Here is a 24,505-nt window from a genome sequence, read left to right on the forward strand (position 1 = left end):
TCCCGGGGCAACCGCTGTTGGTGTTCTGGTAATTCGGAGCCGGCTGGAAACGCTAATGCCAGCAAAACGACGCACGACTTTACTTATCTGTGAAGAGAATGTGAAGTCAGGAATTGCCCTACAAAACCTCTTACGTTTCCGTGCACTGCGCCACCACGATTCGCCCTTAGAAACCGCAGCTGGCACACCCAGATGCCTGCAGCAGCGCGCTAGAGACGAGCAATTTCCGGACAGAAATCCCACGGAACCTCGTCGCATCAACGCACAACACTACCGCTGGCATCTGTATTTCGCGGGAAGAACAGATGGCTGCTTTCGGAACGCGGTCATCGTTCATTGCCTGCCAGACAACGACAAGCAACTGACCGGTGGCTTGAAGAAGATCGCCACGGTCACCGTGCTCAACGTAATGAGGGAAGCCGCAGATCTAACTCCGTGAGGATCGGCACCAGTCGCAAGTCGCTCCGGAAGTTCACGCGGGAAACCTTCACGCCGCCGACAGCGCTTGCGCACCGCAATGGAAGTGAGAAGCGAAAGGCCCATACGGACAAGGCGGAGGTAGCGAGCGCCATCTAAAAGGGCGGCAGCTGCAGGAGCGCGCCCTTCGCCAAAGTCGCCAGGACACGCAGCACCGAGGGAAAGACCACCCCGATTCGGCCGCACTGCAGAGCACACCCGCCAAATTTCAGGCAAAGAAAAAGGCACCTAAGTGCCTGTTTTCTTTATGGTGCCGAAGGGGGGACTCGAACCCCCACGCTTTTAAGGGCGGCGGATTTTGAATCCGCTGCGTCTACCGATTCCGCCACTTCGGCTGGCTGGCCGGCGAGTATAACGAAGGTTTGGCGTCTTGTGCAGACCTCTGATCGCCTTTTTTTGTGTAATCCCTGTTTCGGGGAGTGGCTATACTCCTTGCCTTCGGCAAACGGGGAGTGGCTGATGCCCTCGCTTCAAGGTCTGCGGGTTCTCATTGTCGAGAACGACGAGCTCAACGCCATGCTGCTGCAGCTGCAGTTGGAGGGCGAAAACATGCTGGTGACGGGGATCGCGCCTTCGGTAGCGGTGGCGTTGCAGATGCTGGAGGAGCTGCAGCCGCAGCTGGTGTTCCTCGACTATTGGCTCGCCCACGGCGAGACCAGCTCTCCGGTCGCCGAGCAGTTGTGCCGACTGGGCACGCCTTTCCTGGTTGCCACCGGCATGGACCTCTCGTTGTTGCCGGAGGTGTTTGATGCCGGCATCAAGCTGGCCAAGCCGTATACCGGAAACGATCTGGCCAACGCGCTGAAGCAGGCACTCGCGCTGGCCTGAGCTACGCGGTGACGCATACAAGAAGGCCCCGGAATCCGGGGCCTTTTACCATCACGCAAGTCGATCCGCTGACTCAGTCACCGCGACGCGCGCGTGCGAATGCATCGGCCAAAGCATTGTTGACTGGCGCCGCCGAGGCTCCGGGCCGGGCCGATTGTCCATTTCCATTCCCATTGCGACCGCCACGATTGCCGGCATTGCCACCATCGCGGCGCGCGCCATTGCCCTGCCCCGTCGCCTGCCGATTATCGCGCTCGACTTTCTTCGGCGCCGGCGTGTCTTCCAGGCGGCGCGTCAAAGCGATGCGCTTACGCGGCACATCCACCTCCAACACTTTGACCTTGACGATGTCGCCGGCCTTGACCACATCACGCGGGTCTTTGACGAAGGTGTCCGACAACGCGGAGATATGAATCAGGCCGTCCTGGTGCACGCCGATATCCACGAAGGCACCGAACGCAGCCACATTGCTGACCACGCCTTCCAGAATCATGCCTTCGCGTAGATCCTTGATGTCTTCGACACCATCAGCAAAGCGTGCTGCCTTGAATTCCGGGCGCGGATCGCGGCCTGGCTTCTCCAGTTCCTTGAGGATGTCGCGCACCGTTGGCACACCAAATTTATCGTCGGTGAACTGCTCGGCCTTCAGACCGCGCAGATAGCTGCCGTCTCCGAGCAGCGTCCTGATCGGGCGATCCGCTGCCGCAACGATGCGCTGAACCACCGGATACGCTTCCGGATGCACCGCTGACGCATCCAACGGCTCATCGCCGTCACCGATGCGCAGGAAGCCCGCGCATTGCTCGAAGGTCTTGTCGCCCAGGCGCGGCACCTTGAGCAGATCCTTGCGACGTTTGAACGGGCCATTTTCATCGCGGTGACGCACGATGTTTTCAGCCACCGTCGACGACAAACCTGACACACGCGACAACAACGCCGCCGACGCCATGTTGACGAACACGCCCACCGCGTTGACGCAGTCTTCCACGCGCGCGTCCAATGCCTTGGCCAAGCGGTACTGATCCACGTCGTGCTGGTACTGGCCCACGCCGATGGCCTTGGGATCGATCTTCACCAGTTCCGCCAGCGGGTCCTGCAAGCGGCGCGCGATGGATACCGCGCCGCGCAGCGACACATCGAGCCCCGGAAACTCACGCGCGGCAAATTCAGAGGCCGAATACACCGAGGCACCCGCCTCGCTGACCACCACTTTCTGCAGTTTCGCGTTGGCGCAAAGCGCGATGACTTCGCCGGCCAGCTTGTCTGTCTCGCGGCTTGCGGTGCCGTTGCCGATGGCGATCAGTTCGACATCGTGTTTGATGCACAAGTGTTTGATCGTCTGCAGCGACTGCTCCCACTGGCGACGCGGCTCGTGCGGATAGATGGTGTCGGTCGCGACCAGCTTGCCGGTCGCATCCACAACGGCGATCTTGCAGCCGGTACGAATGCCAGGATCCAATCCGAGCACCGCCTTGGGGCCGGCCGGTGCAGCCAACAACAGATCCTTGAGGTTGTCACCGAACACTGCGATGGCTTCGGCCTCGGCCTTTTCGCGCGCTTGGTTGAACAAGTCCAACAACAGGTGCATGTGCAGCTTGGCGCGCCAGGTCAGGCGGCAGGCGTCGAGCAGCCAGCGATCCGCCGCACGCCCCTTGTCAGCGATGCCGGCCTTGAGTGCCACGCGGCCTTCGCCGTACTGATGCCCGGCCTCGGCATCGGTGCCCGGGTCCAATTCCAGAAACAGAATTTCTTCGCGACGGGCACGGAACAGCGCCAGCAAGCGATGCGACGGAATCTTCGCCAGCGATTCGGCATGCTCGAAATAGTCCCGGTACTTGGCGCCTTCGTTCTCCTTGCCCTCGGCGACACGCGCACGAATGATGCCCACTTCGTTCAGCCATAGACGAAGCTCGCCGACCAGCGCGGCGTCCTCGCCCCAGCGTTCCATCAGGATTGCGCGGGCACCTTCAAGTGCAGCCTTGCTGTCGGCCACGCCTTTTTCCGCATCCACAAAACCGGCGGCGAAGGATTGAGGATCGAGCGTTGGATCGGCCAACAGACCATCGGCCAGCGGCTCCAGGCCTGCCTCACGGGCAATCTGCGCCTTGGTGCGGCGCTTGGGCTTGTACGGCAAGTACAAATCTTCAAGGCGGCTCTTGGTATCGGCGCCGAGAATCTCCCCGCGCAATTCGTCCGTGAGCTTGCCCTGTTCATCAATGCTGGCAAGCACCGTACTGCGGCGATCTTCGAGCTCACGCAGGTAGGTCAAGCGTGTTTCGAGATTACGCAGCTGGGTATCGTCCAAGCCGCCGGTGACTTCCTTGCGGTAGCGCGCGATGAACGGGACGCTGGCGCCCTCGTCCAGCAACGCAATCGCGGACTTGGCCTGGGATGTCTGGGCGCCGATCTCGGCGGCGATGGTCTGCGCAATCTGCTGCGCGAGCTTGGTGTCTTGCATTGCCTGCTGCGGAACCCACGGGGACAGTAGTCTGCATTCTGGCAATGCAGCGCCGCGGGCGAAAGCCATTGACAGCACGCACCGGACCTGTCGCCCAGCGCGCTGGGCATCAACCCAGATGCTGACTCAAACGTTGAGAGGCGATGTCGTCGCGCAGGTCTTCCAACACCATGACGCGCATGCGAGCGCGGCCAGTGATTTCCATCATCCGCTCCACATAGAACTCCGGACCATTCTCCGTGTCCGCGCGGGTTTTGCTGAAGCCGTAGGGCACGACGCCCTTGTCGCCATCCTTGCTGCCACCGATGTAAAGAACGATTGCCATGGTGGATTGGTACTCCTGTTAATTCTGCAACTGCGCCACCTTACGTGGGCGGGCGTTACCAGGATGTACATAAAAGGTTTGCGGCGCATGACCGCGGCATTTCCATATGACGACACTGCATGAATGCTGATTCAGCTCCACCACGGCCACCAGCCGCGACCATGCATTGCGTAATGATCCGCCGCGCGCTCGAACGGGTTACGCACGCTCACGCCACCACAGATCAAGTACAGCGGAAGAAACAGCGGGCCGAGCAACAAGTATTGGAAAACATGCGCACGTTCGTGATCGCCCAAGCGCACATGCGGATGCTGACAACGACCGGCACGGTGTTCATAGGTGAGGCAGAGGCTGTCCAGATCCTTGCCCGTATGCAGGATCACCATGCCCAGCGTGATCGCACCGCCCGGGCCCCACGGCCAATGCCGGAACACCAGCGCGCATTCGCGGCGACTCCAATACATACGCGCACCGGCTGCCATTCCGACAACACCTGCGAGCAGCCCGATCAACGTGTTGGGCAAGGTCCACAGCGCACCCAGGCCCTGCAGCACACGCAGGCCGATACGCTGAGGTGGCGCGACACGCGGAGATCGGGAATCAACCATGCGCGCTCACGGCATTTATGTCCGCGACTGCCGCTGGCGTTGCAACTGTTGCTGGAACCAGGTTGACGCATCCTGCTCTGCCGCACCCGGACACGCCACGCGATACGGCTTGCCACTGATGCTGCTGCGGCTGGCCGCGCGATCAATGAACTGCTCGGCGGTATCGGCCAGATTGCGCTTGAGCAGATAGTCGTACTTGCGCTGCAGATGGCTACGCGCCTCCGCAGATTCGTGCCAACTGCCGTTGCGCTGGAAGCGACAGCCCGACGTCTCCAATGCCTGCATCAAACCGCTGATCTCACGCTGCGTAGCGGCGCTCGGTGCAGCGCTGGCGACGAAAGCCGACGCGGCCAGTGCGATCGCTGCGAAGAACGGGAAGCCACGGTTCATATGCGCTTACTCAACCACTCGTGGATGGCGCCCGGCACTTCCCGCTGCGCGCGTCCGGAAACATAAATACCGATATGCCCGCCACGAAAACCCACTTCCGTGTAATCGCTGGCACCAATCTGTGCCTGCATCGCCTTGGAGGCGGAAGGCGGCACCAGGTGATCCTGCTCGGCATAGATGTTGAGCACCGGCATGGTCAGCGCTTTCAGATTCACCGCTTCCTCGCCAATGACGATGCTGCCGTTCATCAGCCCATTGGCCTGGTAGAACTGTTTGACGAACTGACGGAAGGTTTCGCCGGCGAGGTCGGGGGAATCGAAGATCCACTTTTCCATGCGCAGGAAATCCTCCAGCGCCTGCTTGTCGTCCAGGATGTCCATCAAGCCCACGTACTTCTGCACGTTCAAGCGGAACGGCTTGAGCATCAGGTAACTGGTGTTCATCAGATCGGCCGGGATATTGCCCAGCGTGTCCACGAACAAATCCACATCCACCTGCCGCGCCCAATGCGAAAGCATGTTGTCCGGCGTGTGGAAATCGACCGGCGTCACCATCGTGATCAGATTGCGCACCTTGTGCGGCCGCAATGCGGCGTAACACAGCGAAAACACGCCGCCCTGGCAGATGCCAAGCAGGTTCACCGGCTCACCCGCATGCTGCGCGCGCAGGTGATCCACCGCGCCGTCGATATAGCGCAGCAGGTAATCCTCCAGCGTCAGATAACGCTCGGAGCGCTCCGGGTAGCCCCAGTCGAGCACATAGATGTCCTGCCCCAGCGCGAGCAATTTCTGCACCAGCGAACGGCCGTCCTGCAGGTCCACCATGTACGGCCGATTGACCAGCGCGTAGACGATCAGCAGCGGCGGCTGTCCGTTATTGGGTTGATCGCCGACAAAGCGATACAACTTGACCTTGCCGTCACTCCACACTTCTTCGCGCTCGGTAACACCGTAGTCAACATCCTCGACGCCGGGCAACAGCTTGAGGCCATCCAACAACTTGCGCTGCCACTGCATTGTTTCCTGCAGCAGATCATCGCCACCGAAACCCAACGGCCCTTTCATGCTTTGGCTCCGCTACGTGCAGCGTTTGCGCGGGTGGTCTGGGTGACGGACTTTTTGGGCCTCGCCTTTGTTGCGGGCTTTGCTTTTGTCGCTGGCTTTACTTTCGCAGCGGGCTTTGCTTTTACCAACGGCGTCGTCTTTGCAGTTGGCTTCGTCTTTGCGACAGACTTTGCTTTCGCAACGGGCTTCGTCTTTGGCGTTGCTTCCGGCTTCATCTTGGACTGGGCCTTTGACTTCGCCGCAGGCTTCGCTTTCGATCCCGCCTTCGGTTTTGTCGCAGCGGCTGTGCGCTTGCTGGAAACCGACTCAACGTGATCAGCCGCTTGCTTTGCAGCAGACGCCGACGCGATCAAGCGCCGCAACTGACGTTCCAGCTCGGTGATGCGGCGATGCGCAGCATCCATCTCGGAACGGGTCGGCATGCCCATGGTTTCGCAGGCGCGCTCCAACTCCTGCTGCGACGCTGCGCGCAGGCGCATCTGCGCATTGGCCAGGTCGGCATAGATGCGCTGGAAATCTTCGGACATCGCAACCTTGGCGTAAGCCTCTTCGGCGGCGTCAATCCACAGGTCAAACATGGCACGGGCACTGGTCAGCTGACTGCCGGGCACTTCGTGTTCGGCCAGCTTCGCCTCAAAACGTGTGAAGGCGTCATCCAACACATTCCGAATGGTTTCTACATAGGCATCGGCGCGGCCTTGATATTCGCGCTGCATTTTCAACAAGGCCTGCCAGCGCGCCTGATGCTCGCGCGCCGGGCCAAAAGCCGGCGCCTGCAGCCATTCATCACCACCAAAACCAGCCTGCACGGTGCGAGCGAATTCGCGCATCCACGGCTGGTCGTTGAACGCATTGCCGCCACGGGCTGCGCCCAGCATCCAGCGCAACAAACCATCCCCTTGCCCGTGCACGGCCTCACGCCACGCGCCGGCCACTTCGGCGGCACTGGTGTCCTGCCCGGCAAACCGGGCGGCCACCTGTTGCATCAGGCTGAACCAGTCACCCGCCTGATGCTGGAAACGCGCGCCAAGGTCCTGCACATCGGCCGGCGCGTCGGTGCTGATCAGTCGGGTCCATTGCTCGATACTCTCGCGCCAAGGGAACTCGCCACCGGCGGCTTCCGCCTGCGCCTGCGATGCCTGCGCCCACGCTTCCCAATGACGGCGCATGTCCGCTTCAAAGCCTTCGTTTCCGTTGTTACCTGAGCCACTCATTGCAGAATTCCCTGATTGCCCGCCGATGATAGCAATGCCACTCGGAGCCCGGTTCAGGGTTTGGGAATGCGCAACGTTTTGCTGATCATCAGCGAGCCGGACAGTGCGAACAGCAACACCAGTGGATGCAGTTGCCACGGGCCCAGCTGCCAACTACCGCCCCACAGCGCTGGGCCAATGGCATTGAAATGGGCTGCCAAGGCCAGCACGATCACCAGCGCCAGGCTGGTCGGGATCGGCGTTCCCTCGAAATACGGCACCTTGTCCGACTCGCCGGAAATCGCCTCAGCGGTGACGTTGTAGCGGGCCAGACGGCTGACGCCGCAGCAGACGAAGTAACTGAGCACCAGCCAATCCCAGCCACCCTGCATTCCGCAGGCGTACGCCAGTGCTGCTGGCGCCACGCCAAAGGAGATCACGTCGGCCAGCGAATCCAACTCCCGGCCCAACGTGGACGAGGACTGCCGCCAGCGTGCGACGCGCCCGTCCAGCGCGTCGAATATGAAAGCCAATGGGATCAAGGCCATGCCGAACATCAGAAAACCGCGCTGCCCGTCCTGCAGAAAGCGCATCGCGGCAAACACCGCACCAGTGCCACAGAAGGCGTTGCCGAGCGTGAACCAGTCCGCAAGCTGAAACTCGCGAAGCATTGAAAAGTGACGTTTCATGGGGACTCACTGGGCATGGACGGCCACAGATTACGCGAGCGCCTGTATATGGAACAGCAAGACGTGCGGCCGGATTCAGCCGTTCAACAAGCGTCGGCGCAGCAGCCGGGCCGAGCGCTGCGCAACTGAGCCGGGTTACAGCCGGGTGTAGCTCCAGGATTGCATCCGGCCGTCCCGATACGGCATCACCCCGTGGAACGGCCGGGAATCGTCATCGAACACCAGCGGCAGGAAATGACGGTCGCCTTCCCACAGTGGCAACGACTCCAGCTGATCCAACGCTACCCATTCCAGCGTGCCCTCCGGGTTGGATTTCATCGGCGTGCCGGTGTAGTCATCAATGACGAAGATGAAAGCGAACCAGTCTTCACCGTTCTTGCCGAAGCCCGGCCAGCTGATGGTGCCGCGCATCCGGGTGGTGCCACATTCAATGCCCGCTTCTTCGCGGATTTCGCGGTGCATGCAGGCCAGGATGTCCTCGTCCGGCTCCATCTTGCCGCCCAACCCGTTGTACTTGCCCAGGTGGATATCGCCAGGACGGGTGTTGCGGTGGATCATCAATGCCTGCGTACCGTCAGCGGACAATACGTAGCCAAGCGTGGCCAGAATCGGGGTGTACGGCATCTGCGGCAACCAGAAACAGGGGAGCGCGCATTATGGCCGATCAATGCAGCGCCTCAGTGCTCCAGTGCGGAAGAACGGCCTGCGGCTTCAGCCGCATCAGCGTCAATGCGGCGCAACGTGGCCACGCCATGACCACGCTCAGCCAGGTATTCCAGCCACTTGCTGAGGAAGGTGTTCATGCGCATGCGGTGGCTGATCAATTCATCGGCCGGCGGATACATGCCGACCACATCCTGCCACCGCCGGCCCACATAGCAATGCGTGGCCTCAGCCTGTCGCGCATCGCCGTACAGGCGCACGTAAGCCGATGGATCGGGCTCGCCGGTGACCGGATCGCAGAGGTCGTACGTCATGCGCAATTCCACCGTGTAACGATGGCATTCGATGACATCCAAGCGCAGATCCAGGCCATCGCCAATGGAGGAAGAATAGGTGCCAGCTTCCAGTCGCTGTGGCGCAAACAACCGCACCAAGTGCCCGTAGTTCTCCGCGTACAAGCCCATCAACCAACTGAGGCGGCTCAGCCGGGGAATGCGATCAATACGGGAAAGTGCCTGTGACATGGGCTGATCGTACACGCGGCGCCGTGTCCGGTGCAGCCTTGTGGAGCCGGCGACTACACGCGCAGACTGGGAAGTACCAGGCATTGCTTCGGTGAAGCACGACCGAAGTAGCGCCGCGTGATGTTCGGCAGCGGCGTTTCCCGGCAAGCCCGCAGCGCACGAGGAATCAGCGCAAGAAACCAGCGTAGTGCCAAGCCATGCTCGGCAACGACTTTATCGGGAAAGCCAGCGCAGCATGGCTGCGCTCTACAGGTGCGACGCAGCTCCCTTGCCACCGGCAAAGGAGCACGCTGAATCAGTACATCTCGCGCTGCAAACCCAGCGTTGCCAGCACCTTGCTGGAAATTTCCTCGATGGAGGTGTGAGTGGTGCTCAAGGTCGGGATGCGCTCCATGCGGAACATGGTTTCTGCCGCCGATACCTCCCGCTTGCAGACCTCGGCACTGGCGTAGCGCGAATTGGGTCGACGCTCCTGGCGGATCTGCTGCAGACGGTCCGGGTCGATGGTCAGCCCGAACAATTTGTTGCGGTAAGGGCGCAGGCGCGGCGGCAGACGGTCGTTCTCCAGGTCTTCCTCGGTCAACGGATAGTTGGCTGCGCGGATGCCGTGATGCATCGCCAGATAGATACAGGTCGGCGTCTTGCCGGCACGCGATACCGCCACCAGCACCACGTCGGCTTCGTCGTAGTTCACCGCGATGCCGTCATCGTGACTCAGCGCAAAATTCATCGCATTGATGCGCCGATGGTAGGTATCGAAGTCGACCATGCCATGGGCCTGACCCACTTTTGAATGCCGTGCCGCGTTCAGCTCGCTTTCCAGCGGGCCGATAAACGGCGCGAACACGTCCAGCACCAGCGCCCCGCTCTCTTCCAAGATGCCGCCAAGGCTCGAATCCACGCAGGAGCTGATGACGATCGGCCGCACCTGGTAACGCTCGCCGGCCGCCCGGATACGATCTGCGGCCTCGTGCGCCTTGTCGGCATCATCCACGAACGACATGCGATCGGTAACGAAACTGAAGCCATTGAACTGGGTCAACAGGCTGTGACCAATGGTTTCGGCGGTGATGCCGGTACCGTCAGAGACATAGAAAACCGGCCGAATTGCCGTCATGCGCGATCCTTCGTGGTGATGATCCTGACTGGGAGTCAGGGGGTCTGGCCGTACTCTGTCCCGGGAAAGACAAGCACAAGACAAAGTATTGTCACAAGCTTGTGCGGCTTGGGTGTGCACTGCATCATATTGGCTTCTTCCTACGGACGTGGCCATCCCCAGCCCGACCAGGGCGATGGCCAAACGGAGCATCGCGCTTGAACGAGAATATCCTGTGGTTGCATGAGCTGCGCTTGGCCGACCTGGCCCGCGTAGGTGGCAAGAATTCCTCGCTCGGCGAGATGATCGGCAATCTGGCCGGCTTGGGCGTATCGGTGCCGGGGGGTTATGCCACCACCTCCGAAGCGTTCAAGGACTTCATTGCCCATAACGACCTGTCCAAGCGCATCTTCGACAAGCTGGCCACGCTGGACGTGGAAGATGTCGCTGCCCTGACCGTCGCCGGCAAGGAAATCCGCAACTGGGTGATCGACGCCCCGCTGCAGCCGCAGCTGGACAAGGACATCCGCGATGCCTACGCCAAATTGAGCGCCGAGAACGGCGGCGGTGATGTCGCCGTTGCCGTGCGCTCCTCGGCCACCGCCGAAGATCTGCCCGACGCCTCGTTCGCCGGCCAGCAGGAAACCTTCCTCAACGTGACCGGCGCCGATGACGTCGTGCACAAGGTCAAGGAAGTGTTCGCCTCCCTGTACAACGATCGCGCCATTGCTTACCGCGTGCACCACGGCTTCAAGCATGAGGACGTGTTCCTGTCTGCTGGCGTGCAGCTGATGGTGCGCTCGGGCGTGGGTTCGTCCGGCGTGCTGTTCACCCTGGACACCGAGTCCGGCTTCCGCGACGTGGTGTTCGTCACCTCGTCGTTCGGCTTGGGCGAAATGGTTGTGCAGGGCGCGGTCAACCCGGACGAGTTCTACGTCTACAAGCCCACGCTGCAGGCCGGAAAGCCGGCGATCCTGCGCCGCTCGCTGGGCTCCAAGGCCATCCAGATGGTCTATTCGGACGTCCCGGGCGAGCGCGTCAAGATCGAGGACACCCCGGTCGAGCTGCGCAACACCTTCTCGATCAGCGATGAGGACGTGCAGGAACTGTCCAAGCAGGCGCTGGTCATCGAAAAGCATTACGGCCGCCCGATGGATATCGAGTGGGCCAAGGACGGCGTCAGCGGCAAGCTGTTCATCGTCCAGGCCCGCCCGGAGACCGTGAAGTCGCGCGCCAAGGCCACCCAGATGGAGCGCTACGCGCTGCAGGGCAAGGGTGAAGTGATTGCCGAAGGCCGCGCGGTTGGCGCCAAGATCGGCGCCGGCACCGCCCGCGTCGTGAAGTCGCTGGAAGACATGGCCCGCGTGCAGCCCGGCGACGTGCTGATCGCTGACATGACCGATCCCGATTGGGAGCCGGTGATGAAGCGCGCTTCGGCCATTGTCACCAATCGTGGTGGCCGCACCTGCCACGCCGCGATCATCGCGCGCGAGCTGGGCGTGCCGGCCGTGGTCGGCTCGGGCAATGCCACCCAGCTGATCAAGGACGGTCAGGAAGTGACCGTCAGTTGTGCCGAAGGCGACACCGGCTTCATCTACGACGGCAAGCTGGCATTCGAGCGCACCACCACCGACCTTGAGAACATGCCGCCGGCACCGCTCAAGATCATGATGAACGTGGCCAACCCGGAACGCGCCTTCGATTTCGGCCAACTGCCGAACGCCGGCATCGGTCTGGCCCGCCTGGAAATGATCATCGCCAGCCACATCGGCATTCACCCGAATGCGTTGCTGGACTATGACCGCCAGGACGCTGCCACCAAGAAGAAGATTGACGAGAAGATTGCCGGCTACAAAGACCCGGTGAGCTTCTATGTGGACCGTTTGGCCGAAGGCATCGCTACGCTGACCGCCTCGGTGGCCCCGAACCCGGTGATCGTGCGCCTGTCGGACTTCAAGTCCAACGAGTACGCCAACCTGATCGGCGGCAGCAACTACGAGCCGCACGAAGAGAACCCGATGATCGGCTTCCGCGGCGCCAGCCGTTACGTCGACCCGAGCTTCTCCAAGGCGTTCGCGCTGGAATGCAAGGCCGTGTTGCGCGTCCGCAACGAAATGGGCCTTGAGAACCTGTGGGTGATGATCCCGTTCGTGCGCACGCTGGAGGAAGGCCGCAAGGTCGTCGACGTGCTCGCCGCCAACGGCCTGAAGCAGGGCGAGAACGGCCTGAAGATCATCATGATGTGCGAGGTTCCGTCCAATGCCTTGCTGGCGGACGAATTCCTGGAAATCTTCGACGGCTTCTCGATCGGCTCCAACGACCTGACCCAGCTCACCCTGGGCCTGGACCGCGATTCCTCGATCGTCGCGCACCTGTTCGACGAGCGGAACCCGGCGGTGAAGAAGCTGCTGTCGATGGCGATCAAGAGCGCGCGCGCCAAGGGCAAGTACGTCGGCATCTGCGGCCAGGGCCCGTCCGATCACCCGGATCTGGCCGAATGGCTGATGCAGGAAGGCATCGAGTCGGTGTCGCTGAACCCGGACACCGTGGTCGACACCTGGCTGCGTCTGGCCAAGCTCAAGGCTTCGACGAATTAATCCGTCTGCCGATCTGAGGTTGTGAATGGAAAGCCCCGCATTGCGGGGCTTTCTGTTTCTGGCGACTGCCTGATGCGCGATTGGAAGGTAGGAGGCAATGCCCCGCCCTCGCCCATCAAATCAGCCCAGCAACCGACCACTCAGCTGCGTGTACGCCAAGTGCACCGCCGCCTCACCGTACTTACGCTCCAGCCTGCGCACGATGAAGTGACCGCGCGCCATGTCCTGGTAGTAATCGGTGAACATCGTATTGAGCGTCGCACCCGCCGCCGCGCCCAGAATCGGCACGGCCTGTGCGGCAAATTTCTCGGTGACCACCACGCCGAAACGCGCAGCGACCTTTTCCACCAATTTGGCCAACAGCTTTCCCGCTTCTTTCGGCGCCACGCCCAAGGTCAGGTCACGCCCGGCAACAATGCGCCCTGCCAGTTCTGCCGACAGGTGGCGCATGACATCGGTGGTGAATCCGCGCGCAAGGTAATAGCCGGTCTCGCTGGCATCGTCACTGGGCGAGTTGCCGCCCAGCGCGAAGACCTCCAGGCACGCCTGACGGGTACTCATCTCGGTGAGATCAAAGCCCTCGCTGCGGGCCACGTCGGCAACCGCGCGCATCATGATGGTGGTGGATACCGGCAATTCGATGAACAGCGCAGTGAAGCCAAACGCGCCACCGACCGCGCCTGACGTGGCCGCTGCCAGCTTGTGCCAACGCGTGGAGGCGGCCTTGTTGGGCACATTGTCCATGCTCCACAACGCGGTCTGCGTCGCCTTACTCAGGGCCGCCTGTACGGCCCCATGCATGCGCTTGGATACCGACACCGGCAGCCGGTTCACCGCGAACTCCAGCGGCACGCCGACAATACTGGCCATGCGCGCAGTCAGTGTCGGCGCCTCCAGCAACGCGACCGCGCGCTGAAGATCGGTCCAGTCCTGATCGTGGTTGCGAATGTCGCTCGACAGCACCGTCATCTCGTTCATGCGGCCGATCATAACGGCAGCGGCTTGAACGGAAAGTGCAGCCGGCGGAGCGGAGTCATGCTCCGCTGCCGTTGAATCGGGGAAGCTTCGGCCGAGCATGGCTCGGCACTACCACTCAGGCTGCGGGCAAGCCCGACAATGCGCCCATGAACTGCCGGTAATGCCGCAGTTCGGCAATGGAATCCTGCACATCGCTCAGCGCCGTGTGGCTGGAGGTCTTGGTCACGCCAGCGGCGACGGCCGGCGCCCAACGCTTGGCCAACTCCTTGACCGTGGACACATCCAGGTTGCGGTAGTGGAAGTACCGCTCCAAGCGCGGCATTTCGCGGTGCAGGAAACGGCGGTCCTGGCAGATCGAGTTGCCACACATCGGCGAGGCACCGGCCTTGATCCATTCCTGCAGGAACGCGATGGTCTGCGCTTCCGCCTGACCCAAGGTGATGGTGCTGTCGAGCACGCGCTGCCACAGGCCGGAGCGCTGATGCTGGTTGCGGTTCCACTCATCCATCGCTTCCAGCGTGGCCAGCGGATGACTGATGGCGAACTCCGGCCCTTCGGCCAGCACATTGAGCTGGGCGTCGGTAACGACGGTGGCGATCTCGATGATCGAATCGTTGTCCGTGTCGAGCCCGGTCATCTCCAGGTCAATCCAGATCAACCGGTCGTTGCCTGCCTTGTTATCCGCCATTTTGTGCCTCGTGCTGTGGGCCAGCGGAACACTACCGCCGGCCGGAATATCGAAGCGCACATGATACGCCGCCACTGTACCCGGACAGCGTCAAAGGTCGTCAGGCGTCAGCAGCGGGCGGCCGCGCTTGGCACGGAAATAGTTGGTCAGCCGCAGGCTCGCGTCCTGTGCCAACAGCCCGCTGACAACCTCAACGCGGTGGTTGTGGCGCGGATCGTTGACGAGGTCAAACACGCTGCCGCATGCGCCGGTCTTGGGATCAGCCGCGGCAAACACCAGCCGCGCGATACGCGCATGCACCAACGCCATCGCACACATCGCGCAGGGCTCCAGAGTCACGTACAGCGTGCTGCCGATCAGCCGATGGTTGCCCAAGCGCTTACCCGCCTCGCGCATGGCCACAATCTCGGCATGCGCACTGGGATCATGGCTGGCGATGTTGAGGTTCCAGCCCTCGCCCAGCAGCTCGCCATCGGCACCGACCAGCACCGCCCCGACCGGGATTTCGTCGAACTCACGCTGGGCGCGGTCGGCGAGCGCGAGGGCGTGGTGCATCCAGTGGAGGTCGGTGTCACTGCTTGCCGCGTTCGCTGGCTTATCGGTCATGGAAGCAGCCCTTCCTGCCGGGCAAGCGCGCCCCAACCGGCAGAACGCAAGTGCGTGCTCAGCGACAACCTTGTGGGACAACGGGCGAACACGTTACGGACTCCGGAAGAACAGCGTGCGTCAATGCGCCTGCATTCTAGGGAATAACGCCACCGGATTCACTTGCCCCAGATACCAGCCAGACGACACGCCGTGAAATCGAACAGCTCGCGACTGTTCGCCGATTTGCGCTCGATTGGGAATCGACAATCAACGTATCCATGGAAAATCGCCACCTCACCACGGTGATGAGGCAGCGACCTCTTACCCGCTCTGCGTCAGAGCTTTGCCACGCATTGCCTTGCCTTCATCATTTCCGCCGAGGTAATCAGCGACTGTTGATGCAGTGATGCAATCTGGTCATTCATGCAGCGCAACTGCTTGCTGCGACTGCCACCGGAGCTGTTCCGGCACATGTTGTTGTGCGCGATCAGGTTTGCGCCGGGAATGAACGTATCGCGGTAGACCGGCACCGTGGTGTCGCAGCCAGCAATCTTGGCCGTGCCATTGCGGTTGGTCGGCCAGCCCAGGTCCTCGAACATATCCAGCGCCACATCGACCGTCACATCAGCACGCAGCGTGCTGGTTTCGGCAGGTTCCATCAACGCATTGGGCGACATGTCGGTATCCACGTGCGAGAACGTGGAACCGCCGGCGTAGGCCGCTGGCGTATACAGGCGCATGCGCTTGTTGCTGTCCAAGCCGAAGAACCGATCAGGGTCGGCGGCAACACCCGCAGCAATCACCTCCGCCTGGCCACGCAACGCTGCGCCGCTGGCCTGGGAGACGCCGATTACCGGGATGGTGACCTGGCCGCCTACCGCTCCGGCGCTGGCAGCCAAGAGATCGGACACGTTGTTGGCCAGAATCACCGCCACCGCGCCCTGCTTTTGCGCATTGAGCGCCTTGCGCCCGAACTCACAACCGCCACGGTCGATCAAGGCGATTTTCCCGGCCAACGCTGAACCATTTGCAATCAGCGGCTGGCCGCTATCACCGTCGCAACCGAAGTGCGTAGCCGCAGCGCCTGCAGTAACCACATCATTCAACAGAACGATCTGATTGCTGGTGAACACCGACAGATCGGCACCGCCAAAGGCAGCCGGACTGAAGTCGTGATTGGCCGGCACTGGCGCGCTCACTTTGAGTACCTGCCGGTTGTCAGCCAACAACGCAGCGGTGCCACTGGCGCGTACGCCCGTCCATCCGGTCTGTCCGGGAGTGGTGAGTGCAATGCCCATACGCGCATCATTGAAATCGCCGAACTCGTTGAAACTCATCGAATGCGTGTTTGACCACGCCATGCCGTCCCAAGCGCTCCTGGAAGCGCGCGAAGGGATCAGTCCAAGGAAAAGCTGCGAGTTTCCGGAGATGCCAAGGCCATGGCCAATCTCATGCATGATCACATTCAAAAAATTGGAACCTCCCTTCAGATTTGCAGCATTGCCGCCCAGCCCGTAGTACCAGCCGCCACCTCCAATTGCCTGGCATGCCGGCTGATCAAGCGCGGAGCTGAAGTTGGTGAGGATATGGTTCCTGGCAGGGGTGAAATCCTGCTTGGCCAATGCGTTGCCCAAGGCCACCGGATAGGTGTAATCCGTTGCCCCGTCCGGCGAAAGCTGGCGAGCAGTGACGCGACTGATGGCTCCGGCCTGTCCCAGCACAATACGGCCCGGGGTGCATTCCAATGGCGCGAAGGAAGCAGTCACGCGAATTTCCGTTTCGCTACTCAGCAATGCACCCCAGAGATCCATCGCGTACTGGTAGGCAATCATGCGCTGCTGCCCCAGCGTCGTGCCGGGGTTGGTCCCTACCGGTTGCGCAGGTGTTTTATCGTTCAGTCCCACACCCGCTGTATCTAGATTCACCAGCGTGATCTTGGCCTGTGCATTGGCCACCGACACACCGGCACACAACGATGCGGCCACACAGACCGCTAGAAGCGTCTTGTTCATCCCTAATCCCCGATCAGTAAGTGATGTCGTCAGCAGTGCCATGCGAAGCGCTGATGCCGCCGCCTCGCTTGGGAACGGCATACATTGGCTCCAGCTCCTGTCGGGAGATCAGGGTTATGGTCGAATCACCGGGCCCCTTGAATGACTGACGCAACGCCAGCTCCTGGGTCTCGGGCAGCTTGTCCAACTCGCGATTGATACCCAGCGATGCACGCTGCTGTTCCGGTGTGCGGGCAATACCCGCGGCCTGCACCCTGCGCTGCACGTCCAATGCGCTACTGCGGCGCGTGCGTGCCTCCTGCACCTGCTTGGCGGTCATCGGCACGCCGATCAACGCCGCGTGGTCCGGCACCTCGGCCGTCTGGCCCTGCGCCGACGCACTGGAAACCACGGACACTCCCGCGAAAATCAACGCAACCCCAAGACAACGAGCAATACGTTCATGCTTGTTCTGCATAGCGGCTTTCTCTCGATTGAACTGCACTAGGTCAAGGTCTTCGGGAAGCGGCCGCACCATCCCGCGATGGACCGCCGGGCCGCTTTCGCGGTGATCCCGATACAGCCACATGCGCTGCGTCATCGCTTGCAGCCGCACAGGCCGCAAACCCCCTTCAAAAACCCCATTGATGTGCGCCCTTGGCATCCCTGACGGAACCCCCAACACCGCACCGGCCGAATGGTAGGTGCGCCATCTGCGCCAACGCTGCGATGCGCATGAAAATCATCGAAAGCGCCGAAATGACTCACCTATCCGCCGGGATACTGCGGAGTCATATTGATGAATTGGCGAACTGTATCCGCGCAGTTCGCGGACGGTTGGACGCTGTGCCTCGCACCTTGTACCTGCGTGCGCAAACGCTATGTACCGCGCTCAAGTGGACGCGCACGCACAACTGCGCCCAGCGTTGAGCGCCGCTCTGGCCTGGCTTGCTGTGTTGAACGTTACCGGCGACGCGGCTCAGGCCGGGTCGAGGTGCTCGACGATCAATTGAATCGCCTGACCGCCGCGATAGTCGTCACTGACCAAGCGATACGCGATATGGACGTGCTGGCCCGGCGCGTTACCCTTCCAGCCGCTGAAATGAATCGCATTGATGCGTGCTGTGGTGCCGGCTTGGCGCAGCACCAACTTCAGATGACGCTCTTTGAGTACGCGCCATTCCACGACTTCAAACGCGCCATCGAACAGCGGCTCGGCGAAGCCCTGTCCCCACGGACCGGCCAGACGCAACGCTTCGGCATGCTGGAAATCCAGCTCCGCACCGGACAGCTCGCCATCACTGAGCAATTGCTGCTGCAGCAACGCCGGCTCCATCGATGCCACTACCTGCGACTGAAACGCCACCTTGAATGCCTCCAACTGCGCCAACGGCAAACTCAATCCGGCTGCCATCGCGTGACCACCAAACTTCTCGATCAAGCCCGGATGCGTAGCATTGACCGCCGCCAACGCGTCACGAATGTGGAAACCGGGAATCGAACGCGCAGATCCGCGCAGCGACGCGCCACCTGGTTCTGCTGGCGCAAAGGCAATCACCGGCCGGTGCAGGCGATCTTTCATCTTCGAGGCGACCAAGCCGACCACGCCGGGATGCCATTGTTCGTCGAACAGGCACGCGGCGACCGGGCGCTGCCCGTCGTCGTCAATCAGTACACGCGAGACCGCCAGCTCCGCGTCGTCGGTCATGAGCTGCTGCACCGCGCGGCGCTCGCTGTTGATCTCTTCCAGCAGCGCGGCAATCTCGCGCGCTTGCGTGGCGTCTTCAGTCAACAGCAGCTCAATGCCGAGCGCCATGTCCTCCAGCCGCCCCGCCGCGTTCAAACGCGGCCCCAATGCGAAGCCGATGTCGCTTGCGCTCAAGCGCCGCACATCGCGGCCGCTGGCTTCGATCAATGCACGCAGGCCGACGCAGCCCTTGCCCGAGCGCAGCCGACGCAGCCCTGCCGACACGAGCGCGCGATTGTTTTCGTCCAGCGCCACCAGATCGGCCACCGTCCCCACGGCAACCAGATCCAGCAGCGTCAGCAGATCCGGCTCGGGCTGCTCGGCAAAGACACCCTGCTCCCGTAGATGGCGGCGCAGCGCCATCAACACGTAGAAGATGACGCCCACGCCGGCCAGCGCCTTGCTTGGAAACGCATCGCCATCCACGTTCGGATCGACGATGGCATCGGCCGGCGGCAGTCGTTCGCCGGGAAGATGGTGATCGGTAACCAACACCTGCCACCCCAGCGCCTTGGCTGCGTTGACGCCGGCGTGGCAGGCGATGCCGTGGTCCACGGTCACCAGCAGATCCGGCTTGAGTGCTGCCAGTTCTTCGACCAACGTCGGCGACAAACCGTAGCCGTGCAACATGCGATTGGGCACGGCGTGCACCACATCGCGCGCACCCAGCATGCGTAATCCACGCACGCCAACCGCACATGCGGTAGCGCCATCGCAGTCGAAATCGCCGACGATCAAAATGCGTTTGTCTGCAGCGATGGCCGCAGCCAGCAGTGCGACCGCGGACTGCATGCCGCCGAGCAATTCCGGCGCATGCAACTGTGCCAAGCGCGGCTGCGCCTGCTCTGGCGACAACGCGCCGCGCGCAGCATAAATACGCTGCAGCAACGGCAACATCTCCTCGCCCCATTGACCGTCGTCGAGTACATCGCGACGAACGATTTTCAGCGACTCAACCATCGGCCAATGCCGTCAACGGCTTCTTCCAGAAACGCCAACGTTGGCCACGGTGAATCCGGTAGTGCACGCCGTCCTCGAAATCCAGGCGCAGCTCTTCCAGTTCGCCGCGTGCGATGGCATCCAGCAGCGGCGTGATCGCGTCACGGATGAGTTGTTCGAGCGAACGCAATTGGCGCAGATCCACCAGGGCATCCACCGTCTGCTCGCCGCCGATGCGCACACCGGCCATCTTCGCCAGACCTTGCAGCAAGGCATCACGGCTACGCACCTGCGCATGCACGGTGCGCACCGACGCCGGCAATGTGCCCGCGCCCCAAAACCACAGTGAATTGACCGCGCGCTTGCCGTCGGCAACACGCTGCGCGTTCCAGGGATGCTGATGCAACACCACCTGCGCCTCGGTCATCAAACCGCGCCATTGGCGGCCGTTATCGCCGGTCGGCAGATGCTCGAACAGATCATCACCCAGCGCGACTTCGGGCTCGACGAACACCGGCAGTGGGGTTGCCTCGGGCAACCGCAGATACCAGCGCGAAGGCGTCGGTGCGTCCAGTTGATAACCGAAACCGGCGAACAGCGTCTGCAATTCAGGCAACAACGCGTCCACGTCGGCCTGCTCCAGGCGCAACGTCTCAGCCGAAGCCATCATCCGCGCGCCCTGCATGTCGGGCACGATGTTGGCCGGGTCCGCACGCAGCCACAGGCCGCCATCGGCATCGCCGGCATCGGCGTGGCGGCTGAGTGCAGCCGCCGACCAACTTGCTGGTTCAATGGTGAAATGCCGACGCAGCTGCGCCGACTCACCGGCATCGGCGAGCCCGTGTTCGGCTCGCCCCAGCGCGGTGGCCACCCGTGCCGGCAAAGCGCCCGCCGGGAACCGGCTGCGCGCAGGCAGCAGCAGCGTGGCCTTTGCCATCGTCAGTCGAGGTATTCGACGCTGACGATTTCGTATTCGCGCTGACCGGCCGGCGCGTCGATGACGATGGAATCGCCCTCATTCTTGCCGATCATTGCGCGCGCCACCGGCGAGGAAATGGCGATCAAGCCCAGCTTGATGTCCGCTTCCAGGTCACCAACGATCTGGTAACGCTTCTCTTCGTCGCTTTCCACGTCGGCCAGCGTCACCGTGGCACCAAACACCACTTTACTGCCGGCATTGAGCTTGCTGATGTCGATGACTTCAGCGTGCGACAACTCACCTTCCAGCTGCTTGATGCGGCCTTCGATGAAGCCCTGCTCTTCGCGCGCGGCGTGGTATTCAGCGTTTTCCTTCAGGTCGCCGTGCTCGCGTGCTTCTGCGATGGCGGCGATGACCTTCGGGCGCTTTTCCGACTTCAAATGGTCGAGTTCTTCACGCAGGCGCTTGGCGCCCTTCATCGTGATGGGAGCTCTCATGCATTCAACTCCTTATGCAGTTCCTGCAGCGACAAGACAGGGCCGGTGCCACGGAATTCCAGCGACTGCACCAGCGCCTTGGCGCCAGCCACCGTGGTCGAGTACGTGACGCGGTGCTGCAGCGCTTCACGACGGATCGAGAACGAATCGTTGATCGCAGCACGGCCTTCGGTCGTGTTGACGATGTACACAATCTCGCCGTTCTTGATGCGGTCCACGATGTGCGGGCGGCCTTCGACCACCTTGTTGACCACTTCGCAGGTGTAGCCCTGCTGCTGCAGCCATGCTGCGGTACCGCGCGTGGCGACCAGCGAGTAACCACGCTCGACCAGCCCCTGCACCGCCGGCATCACGCGCTGCTTGTCCGCATCACGCACCGAGATGAACGCCTTGCCCAGCGGCGGGATCTTGATGCTGCCTGCTTCCTGCGCACGCGCAAACGCGGCACTGAAGCTGCGGCCAACGCCCATGACTTCACCGGTGGAGCGCATCTCCGGCCCGAGGATCGGATCCACGCCCTGGAACTTGGCGAACGGGAAGATCGCTTCCTTCACCGAGTAATAGCCCGGCACGACTTCCTTGGTGACGCCCTGCTCGGCCAGCGTCATGCCGGCCATGCAGCGCGCTGCGATCTTGGCCAGCGGCACGCCGGTGGCCTTGGACACGAACGGTACGGTGCGCGAGGCACGCGGGTTCACTTCCAGCAGGAAGATCACGTCGTTGCCGTCGGCATCGGGCTGGATCGCGAACTGGGTGTTCATCAAACCGACCACGTTCAAGCCCTTGGCCAACTCACGCACCTGGCGACGCAGTTCATCCTGCGTGGCCTGCGACAGCGAGTACGGCGGCAGCGAGCAGGACGAATCGCCCGAATGCACGCCGGCTTCTTCGATGTGCTCCATCACGCCGCCGATCAGCACGTTGCCGTCCTTGTCGCAGATGATGTCCACGTCGGCTTCAACCGCGGCGTCGAGGAAGTGATCCAGCAACACCGGCGAATCATTGGAGACCTTGACCGCGTCACGCACATAGCGCGCCAGGTCGGACTCGCCGTACACGATTTCCATCGCGCGACCGCCCAGCACGTAGCTCGGGCGCACCACCAGCGGGTAGCCGATTTCGCGCGCCAGCAGCAGCGCTTCCTGATCGTTGCGGGCGATGCGGTTCGGCGGCTGCTTCAGGCCCAGCTTGTCGACCAGCTGCTGGAAACGCTCGCGGTCTTCGGCCAGATCGATGGAGTCCGGCGAGGTGCCGATCACCGGTACGCCATTGGCTTCCAGTGCACGCGCCAGCTTCAGCGGGGTCTGACCGCCGTACTGCACGATCACGCCCTTCGGCTGTTCCAGTTCGACGATTTCCAGCACGTCTTCCAGCGTCAGCGGCTCGAAGTACAGGCGGTCGGAGGTGTCGTAATCGGTGGAGACGGTTTCCGGGTTGCAGTTGACCATGATGGTTTCATAGCCGTCCTCGCGCAGGGCGAGCGCGGCATGCACGCAGCAGTAGTCGAACTCGATGCCCTGACCAATGCGGTTCGGGCCACCGCCCAGAATCATGATCTTGTCGCGGTTGGTCGGGTTGGCCTCGCACTCGTCCTCGTAGGTCGAGTACAGGTACGCGGTGCTGGTGGAGAACTCAGCCGCGCAGGAGTCCACGCGCTTGTACACCGGGCGCACCTTGTGAGCGCGACGCAGCGCACGGATGGCCGCTTCATTGGTGCCGGTCAGCTGTGCCAGACGTGCATCGGAGAAGCCTGCACGCTTGAGCGAGCGCAGGCGCGCCGCGTCAAGTGCGTCGATACCTTCGGCATGCACCTGGGCTTCATCGGCAATGATTTCTTCGATCTGGTCGAGGAACCACGGGTCGATATGCGACAGGCCAAAGATATCCTCGACGCTCAGGCCGCTGCGGAATGCATCACCAACGAAGAACAGACGCTCCGGGCCCGGGGCCTTGAGCTCGCGCTTCATGGTGGCGATGTCGTCTTCGTTGCTCAGATCCAGGCCGGTCGGGTCCAGGCCGATCTTGCCGGTTTCCAGGCCACGCAGCGCCTTCTGCAGCGATTCCTTGAAGGTGCGGCCCATGGCCATCACTTCGCCCACCGACTTCATCTGGGTGGTCAGGCGCGCATCGGCGGCCGGGAACTTCTCAAAGGCAAAGCGCGGAATCTTGGTGACGACGTAATCGATGGACGGCTCGAACGACGCCGGGGTCAGGCCACCGGTGATTTCGTTCTTCAATTCGTCCAGCGTGTAACCCACGGCCAGCTTGGCAGCGACCTTGGCAATCGGGAAGCCGGTGGCCTTGGAAGCCAGCGCCGAGGAACGCGACACGCGCGGGTTCATTTCGATCACCACCACGCGGCCGGTGGTCGGGCTGATGCCGAACTGCACGTTCGAGCCGCCGGTATCCACACCGATCTTGCGCAGCACGGCGATGGAGGCATCGCGCAGGCGCTGGTATTCCTTGTCGGTCAGCGTCTGGGCCGGCGCCACGGTGATCGAGTCACCGGTGTGCACGCCCATCGGATCGAGATTTTCGATGGAGCAGACGATGATGCAGTTGTCCGCGGTGTCGCGGACTACTTCCATCTCAAATTCCTTCCAGCCCAGCACCGACTCTTCCACCAGCACTTCACTGGTCGGTGACAGTTCAAGGCCGCGGCCAACAATTTCGATCAGCTCTTCGCGGTTGTAGGCAATGCCGCCACCGCTGCCGCCCAGGGTGAAGGACGGACGGATGATGGTCGGGTAGCCCACGCGGGTCTGGATTTCCAGCGCTTCTTCCAGCGTATGCGCGACGGCTGCGGTCGGGCATTCCAGACCGATCTCGCCCATCGCCACGCGGAACAGCTCGCGGTCTTCGGCCATGCGGATGGCTTCGCGCTTGGCGCCGATCAGCTCGACGTTGTACTTCTCCAGCACGCCGTTGTCGGCCAGGTCCAGCGCGCAGTTCAGCGCGGTCTGGCCACCCATGGTCGGCAGCAGCGCGTCCGGGCGCTCCTTGGCGATGATCTTCTCGACGGTCTGCCAGTTGATCGGCTCGATGTAGACGGCGTCAGCCATCTCCGGGTCGGTCATGATGGTGGCCGGGTTCGAGTTGACCAGCACCACGCGGTAGCCCTCGTCACGTAGCGCCTTGCATGCCTGCGCGCCGGAGTAATCGAACTCACAGGCCTGGCCGATGACGATCGGGCCCGCGCCGATGATGAGGATGGTCTTGAGGTCAGAGCGCTTTGGCATTGTCTTC

Annotated in this window: 22 protein-coding genes and 1 tRNA gene; 3 read left to right on the forward strand and 20 right to left on the reverse strand. The window is 62.2% G+C overall.

All coding sequences use genetic code 11. The features are described 5' to 3' along the window. The first annotated feature begins 55 nt into the window (after positions 1 to 55). Positions 56 to 439 carry a hypothetical protein gene (locus ACREP4_RS15920; protein ID WP_431597175.1) on the forward strand — a complete coding sequence of 128 codons (384 nt, stop codon included), beginning with the start codon at positions 56 to 58 and terminating at the stop codon, positions 437 to 439. Between the two features lie 286 nt (positions 440 to 725). Here ACREP4_RS15920 and ACREP4_RS15925 read toward each other — a convergent pair. Further along, a tRNA-Leu gene (locus ACREP4_RS15925) sits at positions 726 to 812 on the reverse strand. Between the two features lie 124 nt (positions 813 to 936). Between ACREP4_RS15925 and ACREP4_RS15930 the strand changes: the two genes are divergently transcribed. Continuing rightward, complete coding sequence (locus ACREP4_RS15930; protein ID WP_431597176.1) at positions 937 to 1,305, forward strand: response regulator; 369 nt, start codon at positions 937 to 939, stop codon at positions 1,303 to 1,305. A 73-nt stretch (positions 1,306 to 1,378) separates the two neighbouring features. Here the strand turns inward: ACREP4_RS15930 and ACREP4_RS15935 are convergent, their stop codons facing one another. The 10 genes from ACREP4_RS15935 to ppsR form a co-directional block, all read right to left on the reverse strand. Next, a complete protein-coding gene (locus ACREP4_RS15935) occupies positions 1,379 to 3,763 on the reverse strand; it encodes a Tex family protein (RefSeq protein ID WP_431597177.1) in 2,385 nt (794 codons plus the stop codon). A 109-nt stretch (positions 3,764 to 3,872) separates the two neighbouring features. Beyond that, a complete protein-coding gene (locus ACREP4_RS15940; protein WP_431597178.1) occupies positions 3,873 to 4,088 on the reverse strand; it encodes a hypothetical protein in 216 nt (71 codons plus the stop codon). A 131-nt stretch (positions 4,089 to 4,219) separates the two neighbouring features. Further along, a complete protein-coding gene (locus tag ACREP4_RS15945) occupies positions 4,220 to 4,696 on the reverse strand; it encodes a hypothetical protein (protein ID WP_431597179.1) in 477 nt (158 codons plus the stop codon). A 15-nt stretch (positions 4,697 to 4,711) separates the two neighbouring features. After that, positions 4,712 to 5,086, reverse strand: coding sequence for a DUF5329 domain-containing protein (locus tag ACREP4_RS15950; protein WP_431597180.1), 375 nt, complete (start codon positions 5,084 to 5,086; stop codon positions 4,712 to 4,714). Further along, positions 5,083 to 6,150: a class III poly(R)-hydroxyalkanoic acid synthase subunit PhaC gene (locus tag ACREP4_RS15955; protein WP_431597181.1), complete on the reverse strand. Its 1,068-nt coding sequence runs from the start codon at positions 6,148 to 6,150 to the stop codon at positions 5,083 to 5,085. Before ACREP4_RS15955 ends, ACREP4_RS15950 begins: the two co-directional genes overlap by 4 nt. Beyond that, a complete protein-coding gene (phaE, locus tag ACREP4_RS15960; RefSeq protein WP_431597182.1) occupies positions 6,147 to 7,502 on the reverse strand; it encodes a class III poly(R)-hydroxyalkanoic acid synthase subunit PhaE in 1,356 nt (451 codons plus the stop codon). Before phaE ends, ACREP4_RS15955 begins: the two co-directional genes overlap by 4 nt. Then, positions 7,418 to 8,032, reverse strand: a complete 615-nt coding sequence (locus ACREP4_RS15965) for a CDP-alcohol phosphatidyltransferase family protein (RefSeq protein WP_431597183.1) — start codon at positions 8,030 to 8,032, stop codon at positions 7,418 to 7,420. Before ACREP4_RS15965 ends, phaE begins: the two co-directional genes overlap by 85 nt. A gap of 135 nt (positions 8,033 to 8,167) precedes the next feature. Further along, entirely contained in the window at positions 8,168 to 8,656 is a 489-nt protein-coding gene (locus ACREP4_RS15970) for an NUDIX hydrolase (RefSeq protein ID WP_431597184.1), read from the reverse strand. Between the two features lie 53 nt (positions 8,657 to 8,709). Further along, positions 8,710 to 9,219: a DUF1249 domain-containing protein gene (locus tag ACREP4_RS15975; RefSeq protein WP_431597185.1), complete on the reverse strand. Its 510-nt coding sequence runs from the start codon at positions 9,217 to 9,219 to the stop codon at positions 8,710 to 8,712. Between the two features lie 295 nt (positions 9,220 to 9,514). Continuing rightward, a complete protein-coding gene (gene ppsR / locus ACREP4_RS15980; RefSeq protein ID WP_431597186.1) occupies positions 9,515 to 10,336 on the reverse strand; it encodes a posphoenolpyruvate synthetase regulatory kinase/phosphorylase PpsR in 822 nt (273 codons plus the stop codon). Between the two features lie 197 nt (positions 10,337 to 10,533). Between ppsR and ppsA the strand changes: the two genes are divergently transcribed. After that, complete coding sequence (gene ppsA / locus ACREP4_RS15985; protein ID WP_431597187.1) at positions 10,534 to 12,912, forward strand: phosphoenolpyruvate synthase; 2,379 nt, start codon at positions 10,534 to 10,536, stop codon at positions 12,910 to 12,912. Between the two features lie 120 nt (positions 12,913 to 13,032). Here ppsA and ACREP4_RS15990 read toward each other — a convergent pair whose 3' ends face one another. The 9 genes from ACREP4_RS15990 to carB form a co-directional block, all read right to left on the reverse strand. Continuing rightward, positions 13,033 to 13,890: an EcsC family protein gene (locus ACREP4_RS15990; RefSeq protein ID WP_431597188.1), complete on the reverse strand. Its 858-nt coding sequence runs from the start codon at positions 13,888 to 13,890 to the stop codon at positions 13,033 to 13,035. A gap of 115 nt (positions 13,891 to 14,005) precedes the next feature. After that, complete coding sequence (gene orn / locus ACREP4_RS15995) at positions 14,006 to 14,578, reverse strand: oligoribonuclease (protein ID WP_431597189.1); 573 nt, start codon at positions 14,576 to 14,578, stop codon at positions 14,006 to 14,008. 90 nt (positions 14,579 to 14,668) lie between these two features. Then, complete coding sequence (gene tadA, locus ACREP4_RS16000; RefSeq protein WP_431597190.1) at positions 14,669 to 15,184, reverse strand: tRNA adenosine(34) deaminase TadA; 516 nt, start codon at positions 15,182 to 15,184, stop codon at positions 14,669 to 14,671. Positions 15,185 to 15,501: 317 nt separating this feature from the next. Further along, positions 15,502 to 17,178 (reverse strand): PA domain-containing protein, encoded by a 1,677-nt coding sequence (locus tag ACREP4_RS16005; protein WP_431597191.1) that lies wholly within the window; start codon positions 17,176 to 17,178, stop codon positions 15,502 to 15,504. A 13-nt stretch (positions 17,179 to 17,191) separates the two neighbouring features. Then, positions 17,192 to 17,569: a hypothetical protein gene (locus ACREP4_RS16010; protein WP_431597192.1), complete on the reverse strand. Its 378-nt coding sequence runs from the start codon at positions 17,567 to 17,569 to the stop codon at positions 17,192 to 17,194. A 567-nt stretch (positions 17,570 to 18,136) separates the two neighbouring features. Beyond that, positions 18,137 to 19,864, reverse strand: a complete 1,728-nt coding sequence (gene recJ / locus ACREP4_RS16015) for a single-stranded-DNA-specific exonuclease RecJ (RefSeq protein WP_431597193.1) — start codon at positions 19,862 to 19,864, stop codon at positions 18,137 to 18,139. Next, a complete protein-coding gene (locus ACREP4_RS16020) occupies positions 19,857 to 20,780 on the reverse strand; it encodes a phosphoglycerate mutase (protein ID WP_431597194.1) in 924 nt (307 codons plus the stop codon). Before ACREP4_RS16020 ends, recJ begins: the two co-directional genes overlap by 8 nt. A gap of 2 nt (positions 20,781 to 20,782) precedes the next feature. Then, a complete protein-coding gene (gene greA / locus ACREP4_RS16025) occupies positions 20,783 to 21,259 on the reverse strand; it encodes a transcription elongation factor GreA (RefSeq protein ID WP_269790989.1) in 477 nt (158 codons plus the stop codon). Continuing rightward, entirely contained in the window at positions 21,256 to 24,498 is a 3,243-nt protein-coding gene (gene carB, locus ACREP4_RS16030) for a carbamoyl-phosphate synthase large subunit (RefSeq protein WP_431597195.1), read from the reverse strand. Before carB ends, greA begins: the two co-directional genes overlap by 4 nt. Positions 24,499 to 24,505 lie beyond the last annotated feature (7 nt).

It is taken from the genome of Stenotrophomonas sp., assembly GCF_050737575.1.
Taxonomy (GTDB): domain Bacteria; phylum Pseudomonadota; class Gammaproteobacteria; order Xanthomonadales; family Xanthomonadaceae; genus Stenotrophomonas.